The 19,379-nt window shown below is 46.0% G+C and carries 19 protein-coding genes and 1 riboswitch; of the genes, 11 read left to right on the forward strand and 8 right to left on the reverse strand.

Features of this window, described 5'->3' with window-relative positions; translation table 11 throughout:
- Positions 1-175 precede the first annotated feature (175 nt).
- The 3 genes from H735_RS07265 to sigZ all read left to right on the forward strand — a co-directional run bounded on the left by H735_RS07265 (position 176) and on the right by sigZ (position 2,411).
- Positions 176-1,351, forward strand: coding sequence for a MalY/PatB family protein (locus H735_RS07265; protein WP_020195527.1), 1,176 nt, complete (start codon positions 176-178; stop codon positions 1,349-1,351).
- A gap of 24 nt (positions 1,352-1,375) precedes the next feature.
- Positions 1,376-1,774 carry a rhodanese-like domain-containing protein gene (locus tag H735_RS07270; protein ID WP_020195528.1) on the forward strand — a complete coding sequence of 133 codons (399 nt, stop codon included), beginning with the start codon at positions 1,376-1,378 and terminating at the stop codon, positions 1,772-1,774.
- A gap of 76 nt (positions 1,775-1,850) precedes the next feature.
- A complete protein-coding gene (gene sigZ / locus H735_RS07275) occupies positions 1,851-2,411 on the forward strand; it encodes an RNA polymerase sigma factor SigZ (RefSeq protein WP_020195529.1) in 561 nt (186 codons plus the stop codon).
- Between the two features lie 66 nt (positions 2,412-2,477).
- Here sigZ and H735_RS07280 read toward each other — a convergent pair whose 3' ends face one another.
- The gene (locus tag H735_RS07280; RefSeq protein ID WP_020195530.1) at positions 2,478-3,368 is read right to left on the reverse strand and encodes a LysR family transcriptional regulator; all 891 of its coding nucleotides are present in this window, start codon (positions 3,366-3,368) and stop codon (positions 2,478-2,480) included.
- Positions 3,369-3,517: 149 nt separating this feature from the next.
- On the opposite strand from H735_RS07280, the gene H735_RS07285 reads away from it, so the two are divergent.
- From H735_RS07285 to H735_RS07295, 3 genes are all read left to right on the forward strand, one after another.
- A complete protein-coding gene (locus H735_RS07285) occupies positions 3,518-4,054 on the forward strand; it encodes a nuclear transport factor 2 family protein (RefSeq protein WP_020195531.1) in 537 nt (178 codons plus the stop codon).
- 109 nt (positions 4,055-4,163) lie between these two features.
- A complete protein-coding gene (locus tag H735_RS07290; RefSeq protein WP_020195532.1) occupies positions 4,164-4,706 on the forward strand; it encodes a peroxiredoxin-like family protein in 543 nt (180 codons plus the stop codon).
- 162 nt (positions 4,707-4,868) lie between these two features.
- Positions 4,869-6,107 (forward strand): DEAD/DEAH box helicase, encoded by a 1,239-nt coding sequence (locus H735_RS07295; protein WP_020195533.1) that lies wholly within the window; start codon positions 4,869-4,871, stop codon positions 6,105-6,107.
- A 72-nt stretch (positions 6,108-6,179) separates the two neighbouring features.
- On the opposite strand, the gene H735_RS07300 is transcribed toward H735_RS07295, so the two are convergent.
- The 5 genes from H735_RS07300 to H735_RS07320 form a co-directional block, all read right to left on the reverse strand.
- Positions 6,180-7,346: a MalY/PatB family protein gene (locus tag H735_RS07300; RefSeq protein ID WP_020195534.1), complete on the reverse strand. Its 1,167-nt coding sequence runs from the start codon at positions 7,344-7,346 to the stop codon at positions 6,180-6,182.
- A 12-nt stretch (positions 7,347-7,358) separates the two neighbouring features.
- Positions 7,359-8,834: a Na+/H+ antiporter NhaC gene (gene nhaC / locus H735_RS07305; protein WP_020195535.1), complete on the reverse strand. Its 1,476-nt coding sequence runs from the start codon at positions 8,832-8,834 to the stop codon at positions 7,359-7,361.
- 137 nt (positions 8,835-8,971) lie between these two features.
- Positions 8,972-9,982 carry a LacI family DNA-binding transcriptional regulator gene (locus H735_RS07310; RefSeq protein WP_020195536.1) on the reverse strand — a complete coding sequence of 337 codons (1,011 nt, stop codon included), beginning with the start codon at positions 9,980-9,982 and terminating at the stop codon, positions 8,972-8,974.
- A gap of 234 nt (positions 9,983-10,216) precedes the next feature.
- Positions 10,217-10,909, reverse strand: a complete 693-nt coding sequence (locus tag H735_RS07315; RefSeq protein WP_020195537.1) for an MOSC domain-containing protein — start codon at positions 10,907-10,909, stop codon at positions 10,217-10,219.
- Positions 10,910-10,964: 55 nt separating this feature from the next.
- Positions 10,965-11,207 carry a hypothetical protein gene (locus tag H735_RS07320; protein WP_020195538.1) on the reverse strand — a complete coding sequence of 81 codons (243 nt, stop codon included), beginning with the start codon at positions 11,205-11,207 and terminating at the stop codon, positions 10,965-10,967.
- Positions 11,208-11,291: 84 nt separating this feature from the next.
- On the opposite strand from H735_RS07320, the gene H735_RS07325 reads away from it, so the two are divergent.
- Together H735_RS07325 and H735_RS29600 are read left to right on the forward strand one after the other, a co-directional pair.
- Positions 11,292-12,137 carry an AraC family transcriptional regulator gene (locus tag H735_RS07325; RefSeq protein ID WP_020195539.1) on the forward strand — a complete coding sequence of 282 codons (846 nt, stop codon included), beginning with the start codon at positions 11,292-11,294 and terminating at the stop codon, positions 12,135-12,137.
- Between the two features lie 123 nt (positions 12,138-12,260).
- A riboswitch (cyclic di-GMP riboswitch) is annotated at positions 12,261-12,340 on the forward strand.
- A 57-nt stretch (positions 12,341-12,397) separates the two neighbouring features.
- Positions 12,398-14,557 carry a DUF5011 domain-containing protein gene (locus H735_RS29600; RefSeq protein ID WP_080641572.1) on the forward strand — a complete coding sequence of 720 codons (2,160 nt, stop codon included), beginning with the start codon at positions 12,398-12,400 and terminating at the stop codon, positions 14,555-14,557.
- Positions 14,558-14,609: 52 nt separating this feature from the next.
- Here the strand turns inward: H735_RS29600 and H735_RS07335 are convergent, their stop codons facing one another.
- Entirely contained in the window at positions 14,610-15,092 is a 483-nt protein-coding gene (locus H735_RS07335) for an Lrp/AsnC family transcriptional regulator (RefSeq protein WP_005450000.1), read from the reverse strand.
- Positions 15,093-15,212: 120 nt separating this feature from the next.
- Between H735_RS07335 and H735_RS07340 the strand changes: the two genes are divergently transcribed.
- The gene (locus H735_RS07340; protein WP_020195542.1) at positions 15,213-15,812 is read left to right on the forward strand and encodes a LysE family translocator; all 600 of its coding nucleotides are present in this window, start codon (positions 15,213-15,215) and stop codon (positions 15,810-15,812) included.
- Between the two features lie 94 nt (positions 15,813-15,906).
- On the forward strand, positions 15,907-16,917 hold the full coding sequence (locus H735_RS07345) for a zinc-dependent alcohol dehydrogenase family protein (protein WP_020195543.1): 1,011 nt from the start codon (positions 15,907-15,909) through the stop codon (positions 16,915-16,917).
- A 90-nt stretch (positions 16,918-17,007) separates the two neighbouring features.
- On the opposite strand, the gene H735_RS07350 is transcribed toward H735_RS07345, so the two are convergent.
- On the reverse strand, positions 17,008-18,321 hold the full coding sequence (locus H735_RS07350) for a 6-phospho-beta-glucosidase (protein WP_020195544.1): 1,314 nt from the start codon (positions 18,319-18,321) through the stop codon (positions 17,008-17,010).
- Between the two features lie 114 nt (positions 18,322-18,435).
- Here H735_RS07350 and H735_RS07355 point away from each other — a divergent pair, with 114 nt between their 5' ends.
- The gene (locus tag H735_RS07355; protein WP_020195545.1) at positions 18,436-19,362 is read left to right on the forward strand and encodes a LysR substrate-binding domain-containing protein; all 927 of its coding nucleotides are present in this window, start codon (positions 18,436-18,438) and stop codon (positions 19,360-19,362) included.
- Positions 19,363-19,379 lie beyond the last annotated feature (17 nt).

Below are 19,379 nucleotides of genomic sequence, written 5' to 3' on the forward strand. Positions count from 1 at the left end.
TAAGTGAACGGCATTAGAGTCTAGGCTCTGCGTTTTTTCGTTCTTAATTCTCTGAATCTTATCCATAAAAAGTATCTGCAATGTTCTGTCAGATGAATACCTGAAAATATTTTGCGTCTTTTTCTAACCGCAGTCGTCTTACTCTGTGTAAAAACGATTTCGACTGGAGAATGCCATGTTCAAGCCACAGCCAACGCGCTCAGATATTAAAGACAAATTCATCAAGCATGATAACCAAATGCTCAACCAAGTGTACGGAACAGACCAAGTCGTACCGTATTGGATTGCCGATATGGACTTTCCTATTGCATCACCTATTTCGCAAGCGATGCAGCAACTTGTCAGCCGTGAAACCTTCTCATACGAGTTTGATAGCAAGACGGTTTTTCAGTCCATTGCTGATTGGAACAAGGATTTGCATGGTCTTGAGCTTAGCACTGATAACTTTGTTCAAGTGCCGGGCGTACTGAGTGCCATTGCGCTACTGATTCGCGAGTTCACCAAAGAAGGTGAGGGCGTATTGATTCAAACTCCGGTTTATCATCAGTTCCGACGTTTGATTGAATCAGCTGGCCGAACCGTTATTGGCAACACAATGAAAATTGAAAACGACCACTACGTGATGGACTTTGAGTTGCTTGAAAATCAGTTGAAAAGTGGTGAAGTGCAAATGATTTTGCTGTGCAACCCTCATAACCCAGTAGGACGAGTTTGGACCAAAGCTGAACTAGAGCGCATGGTGGCGTTAGCTGAGAAGTACAATGTGATGATCATCAGCGATGAAGTGCATGCCGACATCGTATTTGAAGGTTCAACCTTTACCAGTATGACTTCATTAGGTTATGAAAACAGCCTGACGATAATTGGTTCTCCGGCGAAAAACTTTGGTTTGAACAGCATCTCTAACGGCTACATTTATAGCGATAACCAGGCTCTTTTCGAGAAGATCAAAGCAACATCCGCTTCACTCTCTATCGATCATGGCAATGCGTTTACCACCTACGCGACCATTGCGGCTTACCAACAAGGTAAAGAGTGGTTTGAAGGTTTTCATGCTTACACGCAAAACAATCGTAACTGGATTATTGAGTTTATTGAGCACAACTTGCCACAGGTGAAAGCATTCCTACCACAAGGAACCAATCAAATTTGGTTGGATTTTTCTGGTTTAGAATTGGAATCTTCTCAGCTAAAAACCTTGCTGACAGAAGAAGCCAAAATGGCGTTGACGCCAGGTACTTGGTTTGGTGAACCCAATGAAAACTACTACCGCATGAACTTCGCTTGTTCTTTAGAGCAAATTCAAACCTCGTTTGAGCTGCTTAAAGCCGCTGTCGATAAACGTAAGTAAGTGAAGTGGTAGGAGAATAAAACGATGACACAAACCATCACTAAAGGCATCAAAGCTCTAGCGGAAGAAGCGCGCTTGAGTGTCGCAGATCTCTCTATTGAGGATGCCAAAGCGCTGTTTGCAGACGAAGGTTACGTATTCGTGGATGTACGAGAAACCGATGAAAGGCGCAAACTTGGCGTGATCCCGGGGGCATTTACCTGTCCAAGAGGCATGTTGGAGTTTTTGATTGATCCACAATGCCCAGTGCACAACCCAGTTTTTGCTCAAGATAAAACGTACGTCTTTTACTGTGCGCATGGACTTCGTTCCCTCTATGCGGCAAAACAAGCCACTGACATGGGGCTTGGGCCTGTGCTCAACCTTGCTGGTGGTTTTGCTGAATGGGTGAAAGCAGATGGCGCGGTTGAGTCTGAGTCATAATGTATAGGTCATACTTGCCATACGGCTTATATTTCGATTAATATCGAATTATTGTTTTATGTATAGAGACCGTCGCATGTTAGCAGAGTGGTTGGCACACAAAGAGCAGCTTAAAAACTACATTGTCAAACAGACCAGTGATCCAGATTTAGCCGATGACATTTTGCAAGAGGTGTACATCAAGGCGAGTCAAAAGATCGATCAGTTAGAAGCGCGAAGCAAAATCAAAAGTTGGTTATATCGCATCACGCACAACGCGATCATGGATCACTATCGTACGCACCAAAGTTATGAAGAGCTGATAGACAATCAGGTTGAAGAGGAAATGCCGATTGAGCTGGAGAATCTTCAAACCATGGGGCATTGTTTGCGCCCAATGTTTGAGTGTCTGCCGGAGAAATATCGCCAAGCCATGATTTTGTCTGAACTCGACGGTTTGCCTCAACAAACGGTCGCGGACCAGTTGGGGCTTTCGCTTTCTGCAACGAAAAGCCGAATTCAGCGCGGTCGAGTTAAGCTCAAAGCCTTGTTAGTTGAGTACTGCAATGTTGAAGCAGGTCGAGGAGGTATCGTTGATTTCTCGCCAGAACCGCAGTGTCTTCACATGGCTCAAATGTACAGTGCTGAAGTGGCATAAAGCCAAGATATCCGTTCGATTTACAATGTAAAAGCGCAGAGTTTTGGCTCTGCGCTTTTTTTGTTTCTACTCGCCGTTGGGAAGCTTTTCTTTGAGATAATCAATCAAGCAGCGAACCTTAAGAGGCGTATAACGGCTTTGTAGGTACACCGCATTGAACGGTAAATTTTGCCCTGTGTAGTCGCTCATCAATTGCGTAAGTCGCCTTTCTTTTAAGTGATGTTCAACCATCCAAATCGGAAGGATGACAATCCCCATTCCGGTTAACGCGACCTCTAGTAATACATCCCCATTGTCGCTTTGAAAATTACCATTTACCGCGACGGCATGTTTCTGATTTTGCTTGGTAAAGCTCCATACATTAATGTCTTTCATCCGCGAATAAACCAAACAATTGTGTTGTTTTAAGTCTTCAGGAGTTTTGGGTTCACCGTACTGTTGTAAATAATTCGGCGCGGCTAAAACTAGCATTGGGTTATCAAACAAATGGCGCGCAATCAGCGTCGAGTCTTCCAGTTGTTTAGCTCGAATCGCGACATCTATCCCATCACTGATCAAGTCGGTGTGCTGATCACTGAGCTGTAAATCCACCTTGATATCAGGATAACGTTGGAAAAACTCTGCCATGATAGGGGCAAGCAGAATGCGACCAAACGCCACTGGTGCTGAGATGCGAATCGTTCCCTGCGGAGAAGCCACCTCCGATCTTGCCTGAGCTTCGGCTTCATCCAGTTCACCTAAAATATCAACGCAAGTTTGATAATACTTCGCGCCTGCAGGCGTTAAAGCATGATCGCGACTGCTTCGAGCGAGGAGTTTGACGCCGATTTTCTTCTCTAACGCAGCCACTTTTTTGCTGATCGTTGTTTGTGAGGTATTCATTTCACGACCTGTGGCAGAAAAGCTGCCCGTTTGTACCACTCGAACAAATGCGCGCATTGCACTTAGTTGGTCCATTAGTGTTCTCAATTATTCCAAACAAGCATAGATACTAGTCATTGTAGCTCAGTTTTAGTCGATATTGGTTGGTTCTAAGATACATCCCAAGCCGAAAGACAAATCGGTAAGAAAGATTAACCAAGATTGATTCGCCAATGGAGGCGCTTATGGACATGCAACAAAAACTGCAACTACTACTTGATAAACAAGATATTACTGAAGTGATTTTCCGTCATGCTCGTTCTTTAGATCGTATGGATGCAGAGCTGATGAAGTCCACTTACTGGGAAGATGCCATTGAAGACCATCAAGACCCAATCTTTCCAGATTTGTTTTTCTATAACGACAGTGCCCACGCTTTTGTTGAACCAGCAATGAAAGGGTTTGAAGCGGTCAAAATTACACAGCACCGCATCAGCAACGTTCTCATCGAAGTGGATGGTGATACAGCAACTGCAGAGAGCTATGTGTGGGCGTACCACGTGCATGAAGAAGATGGCGTGGACAAAGAAGGCATTTTAGGTGGTCGTCACCTGTACCGTTTTGAACGTCGTGATGGTGTTTGGAAAATGGTACACCGTTTTACCGCTTTTGATTGGAACCAAAACCAAGATGCGAGCGCAGTGTGGTCTCCAGATTTTGAAGATAAGTACATAGGTAAACGCAATAAATCTGACGAAAGTTACGAATACATTCAACGATAACTCCGGTCTGTTAGTTGGAGCGCGACATGTGAGGGCAGCAATGCCCTCCACTCCAACCTGTGTCGCGCTCGTTTTATCTTAAACAACGTGAAGTAAATAGGACTGAATAATGACAACCACAAAATTTACCGCAGGTGACTTGTTCCCCTCTATCACTCTGCCAACGCTAAGTGGCGAAACTATCGAATTGGGTACACCTTCTGAGAATGTCGATTGGCGCTTAGTGGTGGTTTACCGCGGCAAACACTGCCCTTTGTGTACTCGTTACCTCAACGAGCTAGAGACACTAAAAGCGCGATTCTTGCAACTCGGGATGGATATCGTGGCGGTGTCCGCAGATAGCCAAGCACAGCTAGAACAGCATATGGAGCAGCTGAGCGTCACGTTCCCAATCGCTTATGACCTGACAGTAGAGCAGATGCAAACGCTAGGTCTTTACATCTCCGAGCCTCGCTCAGAAAAAGAGACAGACCATCTCTTTGCAGAGCCAGGTTTGTTTGTGGTGAACAGTAAAGGACAAGTTCAGTTAGTCGATATTTCCAACGGTCCATTCGCTCGACCTGACCTAGAAGTCTTGCTCTCAGGATTGGCGTTTATCCGTAACCCAGAAAATGATTACCCTATTCGTGGTACCTACCAAGTGGCAATCTAATCGCTGTTTTTGCTTGAGGCATTAAAAACCAACGACGTTTGCAGACTTCCTCTTCTAAAATGGGATTGTTCGTCTACTGGATTGTGGTAAAGTCCGCGCCTGCGATTTACTGCATCTATATTGTTGTACTGCCTCTTCAACCAAAAGCACAAGGTTAAGCTAATGCCATTTTCTAGTCTCTCTTTGAGTTCTGAGCTGATTCACGCACTGCCAAAAGATTTCAAGAAGCCAACTGATATTCAGGCTTTGGCTATTCCTGAGCTACTCAGTGGTAAAGATGTGTTGGCATTGGCAAATACAGGCAGTGGTAAAACCCTTGCTTATGGTTTGCCTTTGTTGGAAAAGCTAAGTGTAAATCCAGTGCAAAAAGCGCTGATTCTAGTACCAACACGTGAGCTAGCAACTCAGGTAAGTGAGGCGATTAACCAAGTTGGTCAATCTGTTGGTCTCAACGCCGTGTGTTTGTGTGGTGGCGTTGATAAAGAGGCACAACTACAAGCACTTGCATCAAATCCCCACGTTCTTGTGGCGACAACAGGTCGTTTAGTTGATCTGGCGAACAACGGTTTGGATCAGAGTAATATCCATTACCTAGTGTTGGATGAAGCAGATCGCTTGCTGGATATGGGCTTTTGGCCTGACGTACAAAATATTGCAGAGCTGATTTCAAACCAGCGTCAAACCGCGATGTTCTCAGCAACGTTTTCTGATGAGTTGAAGGGCAAAGCCAAGCTGCTGATGCATGCACCAAAACAGGTAGCAGCGCATCAAGAAAACAGCACCAATCAAGATATTTCTGAGACGCTATATCTCGTCAATAAAGGAAGCAAAACCAAAGCGTTGACTGAACTGATCAAGCAAAATGCATGGGCACAGGTATTGGTATTTATTGGCGCGAAAGAGAACGCTGATGGTTTGGCGAAGAAATTGAATAAAGCTGGAATCACAACCAATGCCCTGCACGGTAATAAGAGCCAAGCAGAGCGAGAAGAAGCGCTGGCGCAGTTTAAGTCTGGGCAAACACAGGTGTTGATCGCTACTGATCTATTAGCTCGCGGTATTCACATCGAGCAACTACCAGTGGTGATTAACTTTGAGTTGCCAATGCACGCAGAGACTTACGTTCACCGAGTTGGGCGCACAGCCCGTGCTGGCGAGCAAGGTGTTGCAATGTCGCTGGTCTGCCATGGCGAAGCCGAAGCGCTTACCGCGATCCGTAACCTGACTCAACGTGAATTGCCAACGCAAGACCTTGAAGGTTTCCCGGTAACGGATAAGCCATCAACAGGCGAAAGCAAACGCGCCCCACGCGATAAAAAAGCCAACCGCCGAACCAATGCCAAAAAGAGCATTAAGCAGTTCCAAGGCAAGCCGAAACGCCAAGCGCCTAAAGCTAAATAAACACAGCCAAATAAACAAAAGCCACGCTTCAATACGAGAAGCGTGGCTCTGTTTTATCTGTTGTTTGTATGGTTAGCTTAGTGCATGTTTGATTCTTACCAAGGCTTCATCCAGTGTGCCAGCTGGGCAGCCTAGGTTAAGGCGAACAAAGCCTGAGCCTTCTTTACCAAAAGCAATACCCATACTTGGCACAAGTCCAGCCGAGACAAATTTTTGTTCCAGCTCGGAGTCGGTCACTTTAAGCGCACGACAATCTAACCAAGCCAAATAGCCTGCTTGTGGGGCGACAAATCTCACATCTGGCAGTTCCGTTTCTACAAACAGCTCAAGTTTAGCGATGTTGGCTCGCAGGTAGTCTTTTAAGTCCACCAACCAACCGGAGCACTCTTGATAAGCAATAGTCGCGGCACTCATCGATAGGCTATTGAACACGTCCATGCCATGCGCATCTAGCCTGCGAGTAAACTGTGCTCGGAGTGATTCATCTGGAATCATAAAGTTAGAGATTCGCAGTGAAGACAAGCCAAACGTCTTGCTTGCAGCCGTAGCCACGATCAGACGTTTTGTGAGATTTTGTGGAAGACGCAAAGCCGAGTAGTACTGCGCATCGCCAACCACTAAATCGCCCCATATTTCATCACTTAGCAGCCACACTTGGTATTGCTCACACAGTTCGGCAACCTTTGTCATTTCGCTTTCAGACCAAACTCGCCCCGTTGGGTTATGTGGATTGCAGAAGATCATTGCTTTTGCACCATTAGCAAAACAGGTTTCGAGATGATCAAAGTCGAGTTGATAGTCGCCGTTGGTTTCCGTCAGTGGGTTCTCTACGACAACACGATCGTTGAATTCAATGATCTTACGGAAGGAGCCATATCCCGGACTTTGCATTACGATGCCATCGCCTTTTTCGGTGAGCATTTGTAATGCCATCGCGAGCCCAGGAAGTACGCCATGTACCGTAGTGATCCAGTCACGCTCAACGTTGGTAGCATGTTGGTTTTGATACCAATCGATAGTGGCTTGGTAGTACGCATCATCGCGTTCTGCGTAACCAAAAATCCCATGCTTCACACGTTGTTGTAGTGCGTCTAACACCACTTGTGGCGCTTTAAAATCATAATCGGACACCCACATCGGGAGTAAATCCGTCCCAGCCAATCCCAGCTTTTGCTGCATAAAGTCCCATTTAACAGAGCCACTTTCCTTGCGGTTCAGAATTTGGTCGAAAGCGTTCATCAATGATTTACCTTATTTTGTTTCTACTGCTGGTGTATTTGAATGCTCTTCAGCAATCTGTTGTTCGTTTTGTTCTGGCTTGGCTTTTGCGATACCAAAACCAGTGAAGCCATAAATCAGAGCGAAGATGACGCCGGTGTAACATTGAATCGCCCATGGTAGGTAATCCAAGGTTGCCACGCCTAGCGTACCTGCCATGTAGATACCCGCTGCTGTCCAAGGAACCAATGGCTCGATAATGGTGCCGGCGTCTTCGATGGTTCGAGACAGGTTCTTCGTGTCTAAGCCCATTTTGCGGTAAGCGTTTTGGAACAACTCACCCGGAATCAACAGCGCTAGCTTGCCGTCAGAAGTGGTGAAAACCACAGTGATGGTTGCCACAACGGTCGAAGCAATCAGCTGCCCTGTGGTGTGAATCGCATGTAGGAATTTGCCTAGCACCACGTTTAGTGCGCCAGTTAGGCTCAAAATACCAGCGAAGGCAAAGGCACAGAATACCAACAAAATCGTGCTCATCATTGAGAACAGACCGCCACGGTTAAGCAGCTTGGCGATATCTGGCACTAAGCCATTTACGCTGTGACCATTTGCCTCAAACATGGCTAGGTTGAAGCCGTCTACGTAGGCTTGGAAGCCTTGTTTTAGTGTGAAGTCTTGGAAAAACATGCCTAAAACAATCGCGATAGCCGATGCGCCAAGCATCAATGGCAGAACTGGCTTCTTAGTTAACGCGCCCCATAGAATCATCACTGGCGGGATAAGAAGTAGAATGTTGAAGTTGTAGAGGTTATCTAAGCCTGAGATGATTTGAACAACTTTCTCTGGCTCGTGAATGTTCGCGATATCAGCGCTTTGACCCGCAAAGAAGAACACCACAGATGCAATCACAAAACCCGGCAGAGTGGTGTAAAGCATGTGTTGAATGTGTTCATACAAGGTGGTACCTGAAACGACAGGCGCAAAGTTGGTTGAATCTGATAACGGTGAGATTTTGTCACCAAAGTACGCGCCAGATACCACTGCACCAGCCGCTGCTGCGAGCGAGACGTCAAGACCTGCTGCCACGCCCATTAGTGCGACACCAACAGTACCTGCAGAGCCCCAAGACGTACCGGTACAAACGGAAACGACACTGGTTACAAAGAAAGCGGCAATAAGAATGTATTCTGGGCTGATGACTTTTAGTCCCCAGTAAACCATGTAAGGGATTGTGCCGCTGACCATCCAGCTGGCAATCAAACCACCAACCGAGACCAAAATCAGAATGACTGGCATCGCCTTCGCCAGTTTTTCTACGATGGCGTTAATGATGTCATCCCAGTTGTAACCGATCTTCCACGCGATAAGACCAGTAAAGGCCGCTGAAATCAGCAACAGAACTTCAATGCGAAGTCCGAGTATTCCGTATCCGACAGCCAGAAGCGCAAACATCACCGCAATAGGGGCGAGTGCTAATCCGAACGACGGCAGAGGCTTAGAATTTGTCATGTTATTTATCCTCAGGATCGATGTAGGGTTTGTTCGGAATGGATAATAAAGGTCACATAATAGGCAAAATGAGAGCGGTGTGTTGTTTTCATGTAAGCGCTTACATGAGGTGTGCGAATGTAAGATTCATCACAGTTTTATCCGATCTTTTTTATTGCTTTGACGGTTTGACGGCAGACTAAGCTTGCTTCGAATTGATGTAAATTCGGTGGAGAATAGCCATCTTTACTCAAATTTAGCGCCAGTTTCGCCGCATAAGTCGACATTTCATCAATCGGGTTATGCATGGTGGTCAATCTTGGATAGAGGTAGCGAGCAAGCAACACATCATCAAATCCAACCACGGAGATATCATCTGGGACCGACAAACCCTGCTCATGCAAACTTGCCATTAAGCCAGCTGCCATTACGTCGTTAAACGTCACCACCGCAGTGACGCCCGGACAAGATTGAATAAGCTGGCGACCTGCTTGCTCCCCTCCAGACTCGCTAAAGTTTTGGTTGATTACCCAACCCGTTGGGATAGCTAAATTGGCTGCATTCATCGCGTCTCGATAACCTTCAAGGCGGTCGGTTCGATCTTCAATGGGCAAATCACTGGTTACACAGGCGATCTTGCGATGACCTTGCTGAATCAAATATTCGACCGATTTGCGCGCACCAGCTCGGTTGTCTACCCAGACAGAACGATTGGAGATTTGTGCAATGGTGCGGTTGAGCAACACCATCGCCGGAAGCTGCGCTGCGTACTGCATCAGCGTGGTGTCATCGAGCATTTTTGAGTGCACGACCATCGCCTCACAACCTTGGCTGATGAGAAAGTCGAGCCCTTCTTTTTCTCGTTGCGCATTGTGCCCGCCGCTGACCACGACCAACTGGCAACCATTGGCACGAGCCACTTCTTCTACACTTTTGGCGATCAAAGCGAAGAACGGATCGGCTAAGTTACCAGTTAATAGGCCAAGCGTATTATTGCTGCGGTTCGCCAACGCTGTTGCTCGTGCATCGCGGCGGTAGTTGAGTTCTTTAATCGCACGCTCGACTCGTTCTTGTGTCACTGGTTCAACATAACTGGTGCGATTGATAACACGCGAGACTGTTGCCGTAGATACGCCAGCCATGTCCGCGACGTCTTTCATGGTTGCCACTCGATTTCTCCAAGAGGATAACAAGGTAAAACAAAGGAAGATGAAACGTGGCTGAGTGTAGCGGCTATTTATTGTTGGTTATGTTAGTAAGCTCAAAGGATAGAACTTTAGAAAAAGAGGCTGTTTGCTTGTGTCGGTAATTCAACAAGATAGGAAGAACAAAAAGCCACAAACCTGACGATATCGGGTGTGTGGCTTATAAATTTGGTCACTTTAGGGGAGTCAGAAAGGGAATTAACCCGCAGTCGGACCAACCAAACGCATTTCCCAATCTTCGACTTCACCGGTTTCTAGGCGGCGTTCAACAAGCTTGCCCCAAGATTCAACCAATGGAAGTTCCGCCAGTTGGCTTAGCTCCGTTTTATCTAGGCAACCAGTAAATACTGCGCCCATGATGCGAGCCAATGACCAGTCTGGATAGGGTCTTTCGCACAGGATAATCTCGTCACCAGCGCCGATATCGCCTTCTTGCAACACTCGGAAGTACCAGCCTGTTCGAAGCGTGTCTTGTAGTCTTCTCGCCATGTCGTTTTGCTCAAAGCGGACGTTGAGTTTCCAGCAGGGCATGCGCCCTTGGGATACTTCTAACAAGGTTGAGCCGATGCGGATCTTATCTTTCAAGCAAATGGATTCTTCTGTTACGCCACTTGAGCTTAAGTTTTCGCCGAACGCGCCAGCTGCTTGGAAAATCGCTTTGTCGCCCAGCTCTTGCTGCCAAACCGGATAGTGCTCACTTGGATAAATATGAAGGGCTTTTTGAATCCCACCATGAAAGCGCGGGTCACCTTGTTCGTCACTGGTAAAACCCAGTTCTGTTGCGTGCTGGCGCTGCGGCAGAACCTGTTTGTTAATCGCACTTTTCGCACCATGTGCAAAGGCAACGGTTTTACCTGCTAATACGCTGTTAACTACGCCTAACTTCTTCATATTCTCTCCTTATCGCCTGAAACTGATTTGCCAAACGGCGTGAGACAAGACCACACTAGCGCTCGCCCAATGACTTAAATACCGGAATCGCTGCCAGTACTTCAATGCGCTTTTCTGTGCTTCTTAAGTAGCGCGTTTCGCTATCTGAAACCAACACATGACGTTGATAACCTTCCGTTTTAGGAAACTTGGTTAACACGGTTTCGAGCGATGCTTCGCACTTGTCTTGGTTGATGTTATCAATATCGACTTTGAATAAGAGTTGGTTTTCTTTGGATATTTCAACTTGATATCGCATACGTCGCACCTCACGGCTTCATTCACTTTGCCGAGCATGATAGCCTAGTGAGCTTGTGTCAGAGTAGGGATGTAAGGACAGTTAATGATGCCAACCCGCCAAATTGATTCTCACTCCGGTGTCATGACCTCCAATGAGATGATGGCTGCCAATCCCCACTCACCAGCTTTGGTTAAGACCATCGATATGCCTAAAGGTTACATTGATGCGATGCACCAACACACGTGGCATCAAGTCATCTTCCCTATCAAAGGGTTGTTACAAACCAAAACCGATCACTATCAACACCTTGTGCCCCATACCTCTGCGCTGTTTGTGCCTGCGGGTATTCAACATGAATCCATCGCGCTAAGCCATACGACATTTGTCGGTATCTATCTAAACCCTAAGTTCGGTACTGAGTACGAGCATCAAGTTAGAACCATCACTCTCACGCCGTTCTTAAACGAGCTGTTACAGGAAATACGCCACCAATGCGAAGGGCTCGTGAGTGATGAGGAAGTCTCACGATTGCTTGGCGTGTTGCATGATCAAATCATGAAAGATAACGTGCAGACCTTTCAGTTACTGCTGCCTGAAGACAGACGCTTAAAGCTGATATTTGAAGCGTTGACCGACACGCCAGCATTGGATTGGTCACTCAAACAGTGGGGAGAGACAGTAGGCGCATCCGAGCGAACTTTGTCGCGCTTGTTCTCCAAAGAGTTCAACACCTCGTTCCAACTTTGGCGACAACAAATTCGGCTGATTTATTCACTCTCTTTGCTAGATGAAGAGCTCTCCATCCAAAGCATTGCCGATCACGTGGGGTATCAAAACGACTCTTCTTACATCAAAGCATTTAAAGCCTATTTTGAAGTCACCCCACAACAGTTTCGCGTGAATGGTCGACGGGGGACTCTGTCTCTCCTTAGTTCGAAATACTGTTAGTTGATATAGAACCAGCATTAACTCATAAAATCAGCATTTTGCGAGACCATTAACGAAAAACACATCATATGATAAATGAAAGTATCATTTCATAAGGTTATGATTCACATCGGATTTACAGTATGAAATCAAAGCCAAACTTACTGTGAAGTGAGGACGGAAAACCACGGGTCTTAAAGGTGCGAGATAGCCGGGTTGCATTATATCAATGGATACGCCCATCAATAAGGGCGTGAGCTTTATCACTTGGAGTGTGAACAATGTCAAATCGGCTAATCGCGGCATTTACCCTGCCATTCTTGTTGTCTGCTTGCGGAGGAGGAGGATCTGATGACAACCCACCCCCACCCGATACTAATCCTCCTTCGATAACGTTATTCGGCAATGCCACTACGTATGTCGAGTATCAAAATACCTATAGCGAGCCTGGAGCCCTTGCCGTCGATGATGTGGATGGTGAAGTTGATGTCTCTATTACTGGTGTTGTAGACACCAATCAACTTGGTAGTTATGAAATTGTTTACTTTGCCCAAGATAGTAGTAACAACAGCTCGACCGTGGTTAGAACAGTTGAAGTTGTCGATAGCACTGCTCCGATTGTCACGCTGCAAGGTGGAAATCCAATTGATGTTGCTTTCGGTACAGACTTTTCTGACCTTGGTGCAACAGCGATGGACAATGTTGATGGACCTGTCGAGGTTACTATTTCTGGCTTTGTGGATACCAATCAACTCGGTCGTTACGAAGTGGCTTACTTTGCACAAGACAGCAGAGCTAATAGTGCTAAGGTCATTCGAACTATCAATGTCGTGGATCGTGAGGCGCCAGTTTTAATTTTGCAAGGAAACAACCCCCTCGAGGTTGCCTTGGGTAGCAACTTTAATGATCCGGGAGCAACCGTTACGGATAATGCTGACGATATGGTTGAAATTGCCGTTAATGGAAGTGTAGATGTTAACACTGTGGGCAGTTATGAAGTGTCATACTCTGCAATAGATGCTTCAGGGAATGAATCTAGCACTACGCGAGAAGTCGTTGTTAAGGATCTTGAAGCGCCCGTTATTAACCTAAATGGTGAAAGTAATATCATGCTCTTTGTCGGTGACATTTATGAGGAGCAAGGCGCAACAGCTTTGGATAACTTGGACGGTGACCTTACAAATGAAGTTGTTTCATCAGGCATAGTCGACCACACTTTAGCAGGAACTTATTATGTGGAGTATTCTGTTTATGATACAGCGGGGAACTTTGGTGAGGCCACACGTGAGGTAATCGTTGTAGAGAAGTCATATGACATTACTTTTAGGGATAGTGACTTAACATTGTACGAAAATGAGTACACCCATCGCTTCTGGTTCGATTTCGTTGAAGAGCAAAATACCTCTCGTAGTTTGACGTTTAAGGTATCAGCGCAATCAACCGCTGATCGTTTTGACTTTACTTTAGATCGCACGTTTAACCCAACAATGGAATCGAGCGGTTACATCGAGCTCACAATTTTTGATGATACCGTTTTTGAAGGTCAAGAAATCATCAGTATTGAAGTTCTAGATGAAGATCAGGAGTTAGTGACGCTAGTCGATATTAAGCTGGAAGACGAGAGCTCTCAACCAATTCGACACGCGCCTTTAAAAACAGATTTTCTAGACACAAGCTCTGCGGTATTCGATGACATACTTTACGTGACGGACGGTCAGAAAGTAGTGAAGTATGACCTAACAAAAGAGCAGAATATCGCATACGCTGAAAATATATTTACTCCGTATTTTTTCCTAGGAGATAGTATTGCTCACAATGGTGAGATGTACTATTTTGCTGATGGCGTTTTGCGGCGTTTAAATAAAGAGTTGCTAACATTTGAATTTGTTTCGTCTGCCCCAGAGGCTCTTGGCGGGAGCTCTCAAATTCAGGTAATCGAAAACAAAATCTATATGGTTGGGGGATTCAATGAACATGGAGATATTACCCGCTCGGCATACAGTTATGATCTTGAAGCACGAGAGTGGAAAACTTTAGCTTCTGCTAATGTTGAGCGCTATGATTCTGCTACCGCTGTTATTGGAGATACCCTTTATGTTTTTGGCGGTAACTACAGTAATTTTGAATACTCAAGCTACAATACACAGAGTGACTCATGGACCTCTTTAGGTACATATCATCCTTTAAACCGTGATAAACATACCGCGGTTACATCAGGAAAATACATATATGTATTGAAAACTGAGCTGTATGGCTATGGCTATCAAGAAGTAATGCGTTACGACACAGAGCTAGATACATGGCAAATACGCTACTTTGATGTCCTTAACTATGCATATCGAGACACATTCATTCATAAAGGCCGCATTTATCTTGTTGGTGGTGATGATGACGTAGAGGATAGCTCCAGAGTAGACTCTGTTTATTGGGGAGATGACTAAACTCATTTATAGCCAGCGTGAGATCGCTGGCTTGTACTTTAGATTGAAAGAATTACTCTAGCGGTAACTGGAATGTACTCTTGATTTCCTTAACTGAGACGTTGGATTGAATGGCGCTGATGCCTTTCACGCGGCGAATAGCACTGATGCGGTCAAAGTATTCGTCTAAGTCTCTCGCCACCACTTGCACCATGTAATCTGCGCTGCCTGCAATGCAGTGACACATTAAGATCCAATCGGTTTCTGCGACAAAGTCTTCAAAAGGCGTGGTGTTTTCTACCTCATGGCTGCCGAGGGTAACCAGAGTAAAACCAGAAACTTGGAAGCCGAGCTTTTTCCGGTTCAACTTCGCCGCGTAACCCTCAATGTAACCTTCCTCTTCCATCTTTTTCCAGCGTCGCCAGCAGGGTGTTTCACTCAGGTTAACGGTCTCAGCGAGCTTAGAATTACTCATGCGACCATCTTTCTGAATATGGTCAAGAATGGCGAAATCGGTACTATCCAATTCAAAGTTGGTGGATTCTTTCTTTTTCATAATTGTTTTAGAAATAGTCTGCTCAAATTGACTTTTATCGTAGCGCAGATAGCAATTTTCTTTCTACCCAAATCGTTAGACTGTTCCCATATTCGTTGATTACTTTTTGGGAGAGAGTGCATGAGTGCTCAATTGTTGGCGGCATTTTTGTTGTTTGCCGTTTCTATTTCTTTAACACCGGGAGCTGGTAACGTCGCGCTGTTAGGTATTTCAAGCCGATATGGGTTTTCTGCGACCGTGCCGTTTGTATTGGGCAATGCCGTCGGGGTGATCATTATGTTGCTTGGTGCAAGTGTGGGGCTTGTCAGTTTATTTACCCTTTACCCAGATTTGTACACGGCGTTAAAGTGGATTGGCGCGGCGTACCTGCTGTATCTTGCATGGTCGATTGCCACAATGGAAATCAACAATGATTCGAATGCGAAAAAGTCGGGCTTTTTATCTGGAGTTTGGGTGCAAATCCTTAATCCAAAAAGTTGGGTTGCGTCACTGACGGTGTTCTCTCAATTTATCTCGCCAAACAATGATTACCTAACTCAAGTGGTGATCATCATTAGCGTGATGGTGGGAACCGGTGTGCTGGGGATGTTTGCGTGGGCGTACTTTGGCACCGTATTAAACCGCTTTATACAGTCACCACAAAAGGTAGTGTGGGTAAACCGATGCATGGGCAGCAGTCTCGCTTTAGTGGTGGTGTTTATGCTGAGTCAGCCCGTTTAAGCTCTTATCTAATTTGACGTGCGCGCCGAGAAAACGTTATATACCCGTTTCCCTATGGCGCGCCATATTCCCTGTAACAATCCTGTGGTATCCAATGAGCTTAACCAAGACCAACTCGCATAAGACAAACACTCGCGTTAATCAACTGAGCTTTGGTTCGCCAAGTGAATCGTTGGTGTTGGAGCATGTTGAGCTAGAGCCACTCGCTTTGGGTAAAGTTCGCGTGCAAATCGAAGCCACGAACATCAATCCAAGTGACCGATTGTCGATTCAGGGAGTAGGGCAGTATCGTCGTACCCATGTACCGCCGCGAGTCCCAGGGTTTGAAGCGGTTGGACGTGTGGTTGAGATAAACGATTCGCATCAAACCGAATTTCACATTGGGCAAAAGGTGCTGGTGGCACAAAGCGGGACTTGGCAAAGCTATGTCGATGCGCCTGCGGAGAATGTCTTTGCAGTGCCGGAAGAGCTTGAGAATGGCTACGCTTGCCAGTTGTATATCAATGCCCTAACGGCTTGGGTGATCACCACTCACGTTGCCAAGTTGTGCGAAGAGGATGTGGTGATCATCAACGCGGGCAATTCTGCGATTGGTAAGATCTTCGCTCAGTTGTCGCATTCACTTGGATTTACTTTGATTGCGATAAGCTCCGCGCCAGAGCGTTATCCATACGACGCCATTGCAGTGCTAGATAACAAGCAGGATCTGCAATCTCAAATTGATGCCCGAGAGTTGCTTCAACCCAATGTCGCGTTCGATGCAATTGGCGGTAAAGTGGGTACAGAACTCATCCAAGTTGTGTGCAATTCGGGAACATACATCAATTACGGAACGCTTTCACTTACCCCTTATGAGTCTGCTTTCTTCGCTTATATGAAGCAGAACAATATCGATTTCAGCACGTTCTTTTTGCGTTATTGGGAAGAGTCGGTTGGTAAGACCGTTCGCAAACAAGTCTTTGCTGAGATGCTAGAACACTTTATGGAACACCAGGTACAACTCGATGTGGATTGCTACCTTCCGTTAGAACAATTCCAACGCGCCTTCGAGGTGATAGAAGATGAGTCGGTCACGCTGCAAGGAAAAATTATTCTGACCATGTAGTCACTGTATTCAAACACCTTGAGGTTACTGGGTAAATTGAAGAACAAAAAAGGGATAGAATTCACCATCCCTTTCGCGTTTTTGTTAGGGTTAACGGAACTGTGGCATGTAGTCGAGGTTGGCTTCAATTGTTTCTTCTAGAGCCTTTTCTAGAATCGTCCCTGTGGTTACTAACGGGTTCAAAATCAATGCTCGATGCGCGGCATTGCGGTCGCCTGTGACAGCCGCTTCTACCGTGAGTGATTCAAAGTCTTTCATCAATTGAATCAAGCGCAGTGTATCGCTTGGGAATGGCGCGACGTTTAAAGCCACAGGTCCCGATTTTGTGATCATGCAGCTGACTTCCACCGCGCAATCGTCAGGTAAACCTGCAATGGCACCGTTGTTACGGGTGTTTACGTGCATGATGGTGCGCTTATCGTTGTAGATAGAGCTCATCAGCTCGCAGGCAGCTTCTGAGTAGTATTGACCACCACGCTTTTCGAGCTCTTTTGGTTTCTCGTTGAGTTCTGGATTGCGGTAGATATCGAACAGTCGTTTCTCCATGGCTTTGACCACTTCACCGCGTGTGCCTTCGCCATTCGCTTCTTCAATCTCTTGGCTCATGATGTCTTCGCTGGTGTAGTAATAGCGTAGGTAAGCACACGGGATCATCCCCATATTACGCAGTAGCTCTTGTGGCCAGTCGAATGGAGGAATGTTTTGCGGCACCAAAGGATCGTTACCAGATAGGATCTCTTCGACCACTTCTTGAAGTTTGTCGCGACCTTCGTGCAGGATCTGGCGTGCCCAGATAAAGTGGTTCAAACCCGCAACTTGCAGTACAAATTCTTGCTCGTTAGCACCTAGCATTTGGGCGATGCCTTTTTGCATGATCACTGGCACGTTACATAAACCGACCGCTTTAACTTTGGTGTGTTTGAGAATCGCTTCTGTCACCATGCCTGATGGGTTGGTAAAGTTTAGCAACCAAGCATCTGGACACAGCACTTCCATCTCTTTACAGATTTCCAGCGCGATAGGAATGGTACGGCAGGCATTGGCAAAACCGCCTAACCCATTGGTTTCCTGACCGATCATGCCGTACTTCAGCGAGATGCGTTCATCACGGATTCGACCTTCCAAGCAGCCAGCGCGAAATTGAGAACATACAAAGTCTGCGTTTTTCAAAGCAGGTTTACGATCCAAAGTGACGTGCACATCAATATGCGACATGTCGTTTTTAGCCAACATGCGACGTGTTAAATCGCCAATGATGCTGACTTTCTCTGCGCCATCTTCAATATCAACCAACCACAGCTCGCCGATTGGCAGTTCATGATTTCGTTTGATTAGACCTTCGATCAGCTCTGGTGTGTAGCTAGAGCCTGCGCCAATGATGGTAATTTTAAGATTCTTTTTCATCGTGATGTTCTCGTTATGGATAAGACAGTTTGATTAAAAAGCATCCTGATTGGCTTCACAAACCAAACAAATCTTGCTATGGATTAGTACAGCTAATTTATAAAAGGTTGAGTGATGGACAGAAAGCAGCAGATGCTATCCAATATGTACACTTTTGCGATTGCAGGTAAGTTTCTTAGCTTTACCAAAGCAGCGGAAGAGCTCTTCATTACCCAAGGGGCGGTGAGCCAGCGAATCAAATCGTTAGAAGAGCAACTGGGCTTCAGTTTGTTTGTGCGCATGACGAGACGGCTAGAACTGACCAAAGAGGGTGAGCGATTACTGCATGCATTAAACCAATCGTTCGACGTTATTTTCTCTGAGCTCGAAGACATCAAGTTCAATGAACTGCGCGGTGAGTTATATATTGGAGCAGCTCCGACGTTCGCCCAGAGTTGGCTTTTGCCAAGGTTGCCAGATTTCCAACGTTTGTATCCGCATCTCAATATAAAACTGAGGGTGAAAGCGAGCCGTTTGGACTTTCAGCATGAGCCCGTCGATATCGCAATTTACTACAGCGATAGCGAACATCCGGGGTTTTACCATCAGCGTTTATTTGATGAAGTGCTATTGCCGGTTTGTAGCCCCAAATACTTTAACGACCATTTTACTGGGTCAGCACCATTGCTTGAGCAGCTGGCCAGCGTGACTTTTATTCATTGCTCTGAATCATTAGAGGCGAGTGAACCCAATCAAGAATGGGCGATGTGGCTGGATAAGCAATCTAACCCGCTACTCAACACACTTAACGTTATGGACAGAACGTACTTGTTTAATCACGCCGATATGGCAATGACAGCGGCTAAGAACGGAATGGGGTTGGGGATAGCCCGTGATTCTTTAGTGAAAAGCAGCTTAGAAAACGGTGAGCTAGTGGCACCTTTTGAGCGCGTAAGTGCAGAGCGAGGCTACGATTTGATCTGTTTAAACGGGCAGCAACACAGACCAAAGAATGCTGCATTTATTGAATGGCTTGAGACGCAATTGCCAAATAATGGATAAGGGATGATAGAGAAGGT

Source organism: Vibrio owensii CAIM 1854 = LMG 25443, from assembly GCF_000817815.1.
Lineage (GTDB): Bacteria > Pseudomonadota > Gammaproteobacteria > Enterobacterales > Vibrionaceae > Vibrio > Vibrio owensii.

Bases quoted from the DNA above. Each gene is read 5' to 3' on its own strand.
- H735_RS07345 (WP_020195543.1), top strand. From the start codon at position 15,907: ATGAGCTTAACCAAGACCAACTCGCATAAGACAAACACTCGCGTTAAT.
- H735_RS07320 (WP_020195538.1), bottom strand. From the start codon at position 11,207: ATGCGATATCAAGTTGAAATATCCAAAGAAAACCAACTCTTATTCAAA.
- H735_RS07355 (WP_020195545.1), top strand. From the start codon at position 18,436: ATGGACAGAAAGCAGCAGATGCTATCCAATATGTACACTTTTGCGATT.
- H735_RS07265 (WP_020195527.1), top strand. From the start codon at position 176: ATGTTCAAGCCACAGCCAACGCGCTCAGATATTAAAGACAAATTCATC.
- H735_RS07270 (WP_020195528.1), top strand. From the start codon at position 1,376: ATGACACAAACCATCACTAAAGGCATCAAAGCTCTAGCGGAAGAAGCG.
- H735_RS07335 (WP_005450000.1), bottom strand. From the start codon at position 15,092: ATGAAAAAGAAAGAATCCACCAACTTTGAATTGGATAGTACCGATTTC.
- H735_RS07290 (WP_020195532.1), top strand. From the start codon at position 4,164: ATGACAACCACAAAATTTACCGCAGGTGACTTGTTCCCCTCTATCACT.
- H735_RS07295 (WP_020195533.1), top strand. From the start codon at position 4,869: ATGCCATTTTCTAGTCTCTCTTTGAGTTCTGAGCTGATTCACGCACTG.
- sigZ (WP_020195529.1), top strand. From the start codon at position 1,851: ATGTTAGCAGAGTGGTTGGCACACAAAGAGCAGCTTAAAAACTACATT.
- H735_RS07285 (WP_020195531.1), top strand. From the start codon at position 3,518: ATGGACATGCAACAAAAACTGCAACTACTACTTGATAAACAAGATATT.
- H735_RS07350 (WP_020195544.1), bottom strand. From the start codon at position 18,321: ATGAAAAAGAATCTTAAAATTACCATCATTGGCGCAGGCTCTAGCTAC.
- H735_RS29600 (WP_080641572.1), top strand. From the start codon at position 12,398: ATGTCAAATCGGCTAATCGCGGCATTTACCCTGCCATTCTTGTTGTCT.
- H735_RS07300 (WP_020195534.1), bottom strand. From the start codon at position 7,346: ATGAACGCTTTCGACCAAATTCTGAACCGCAAGGAAAGTGGCTCTGTT.
- H735_RS07315 (WP_020195537.1), bottom strand. From the start codon at position 10,909: ATGAAGAAGTTAGGCGTAGTTAACAGCGTATTAGCAGGTAAAACCGTT.
- H735_RS07325 (WP_020195539.1), top strand. From the start codon at position 11,292: ATGATGCCAACCCGCCAAATTGATTCTCACTCCGGTGTCATGACCTCC.
- H735_RS07340 (WP_020195542.1), top strand. From the start codon at position 15,213: ATGAGTGCTCAATTGTTGGCGGCATTTTTGTTGTTTGCCGTTTCTATT.
- H735_RS07280 (WP_020195530.1), bottom strand. From the start codon at position 3,368: ATGGACCAACTAAGTGCAATGCGCGCATTTGTTCGAGTGGTACAAACG.
- nhaC (WP_020195535.1), bottom strand. From the start codon at position 8,834: ATGACAAATTCTAAGCCTCTGCCGTCGTTCGGATTAGCACTCGCCCCT.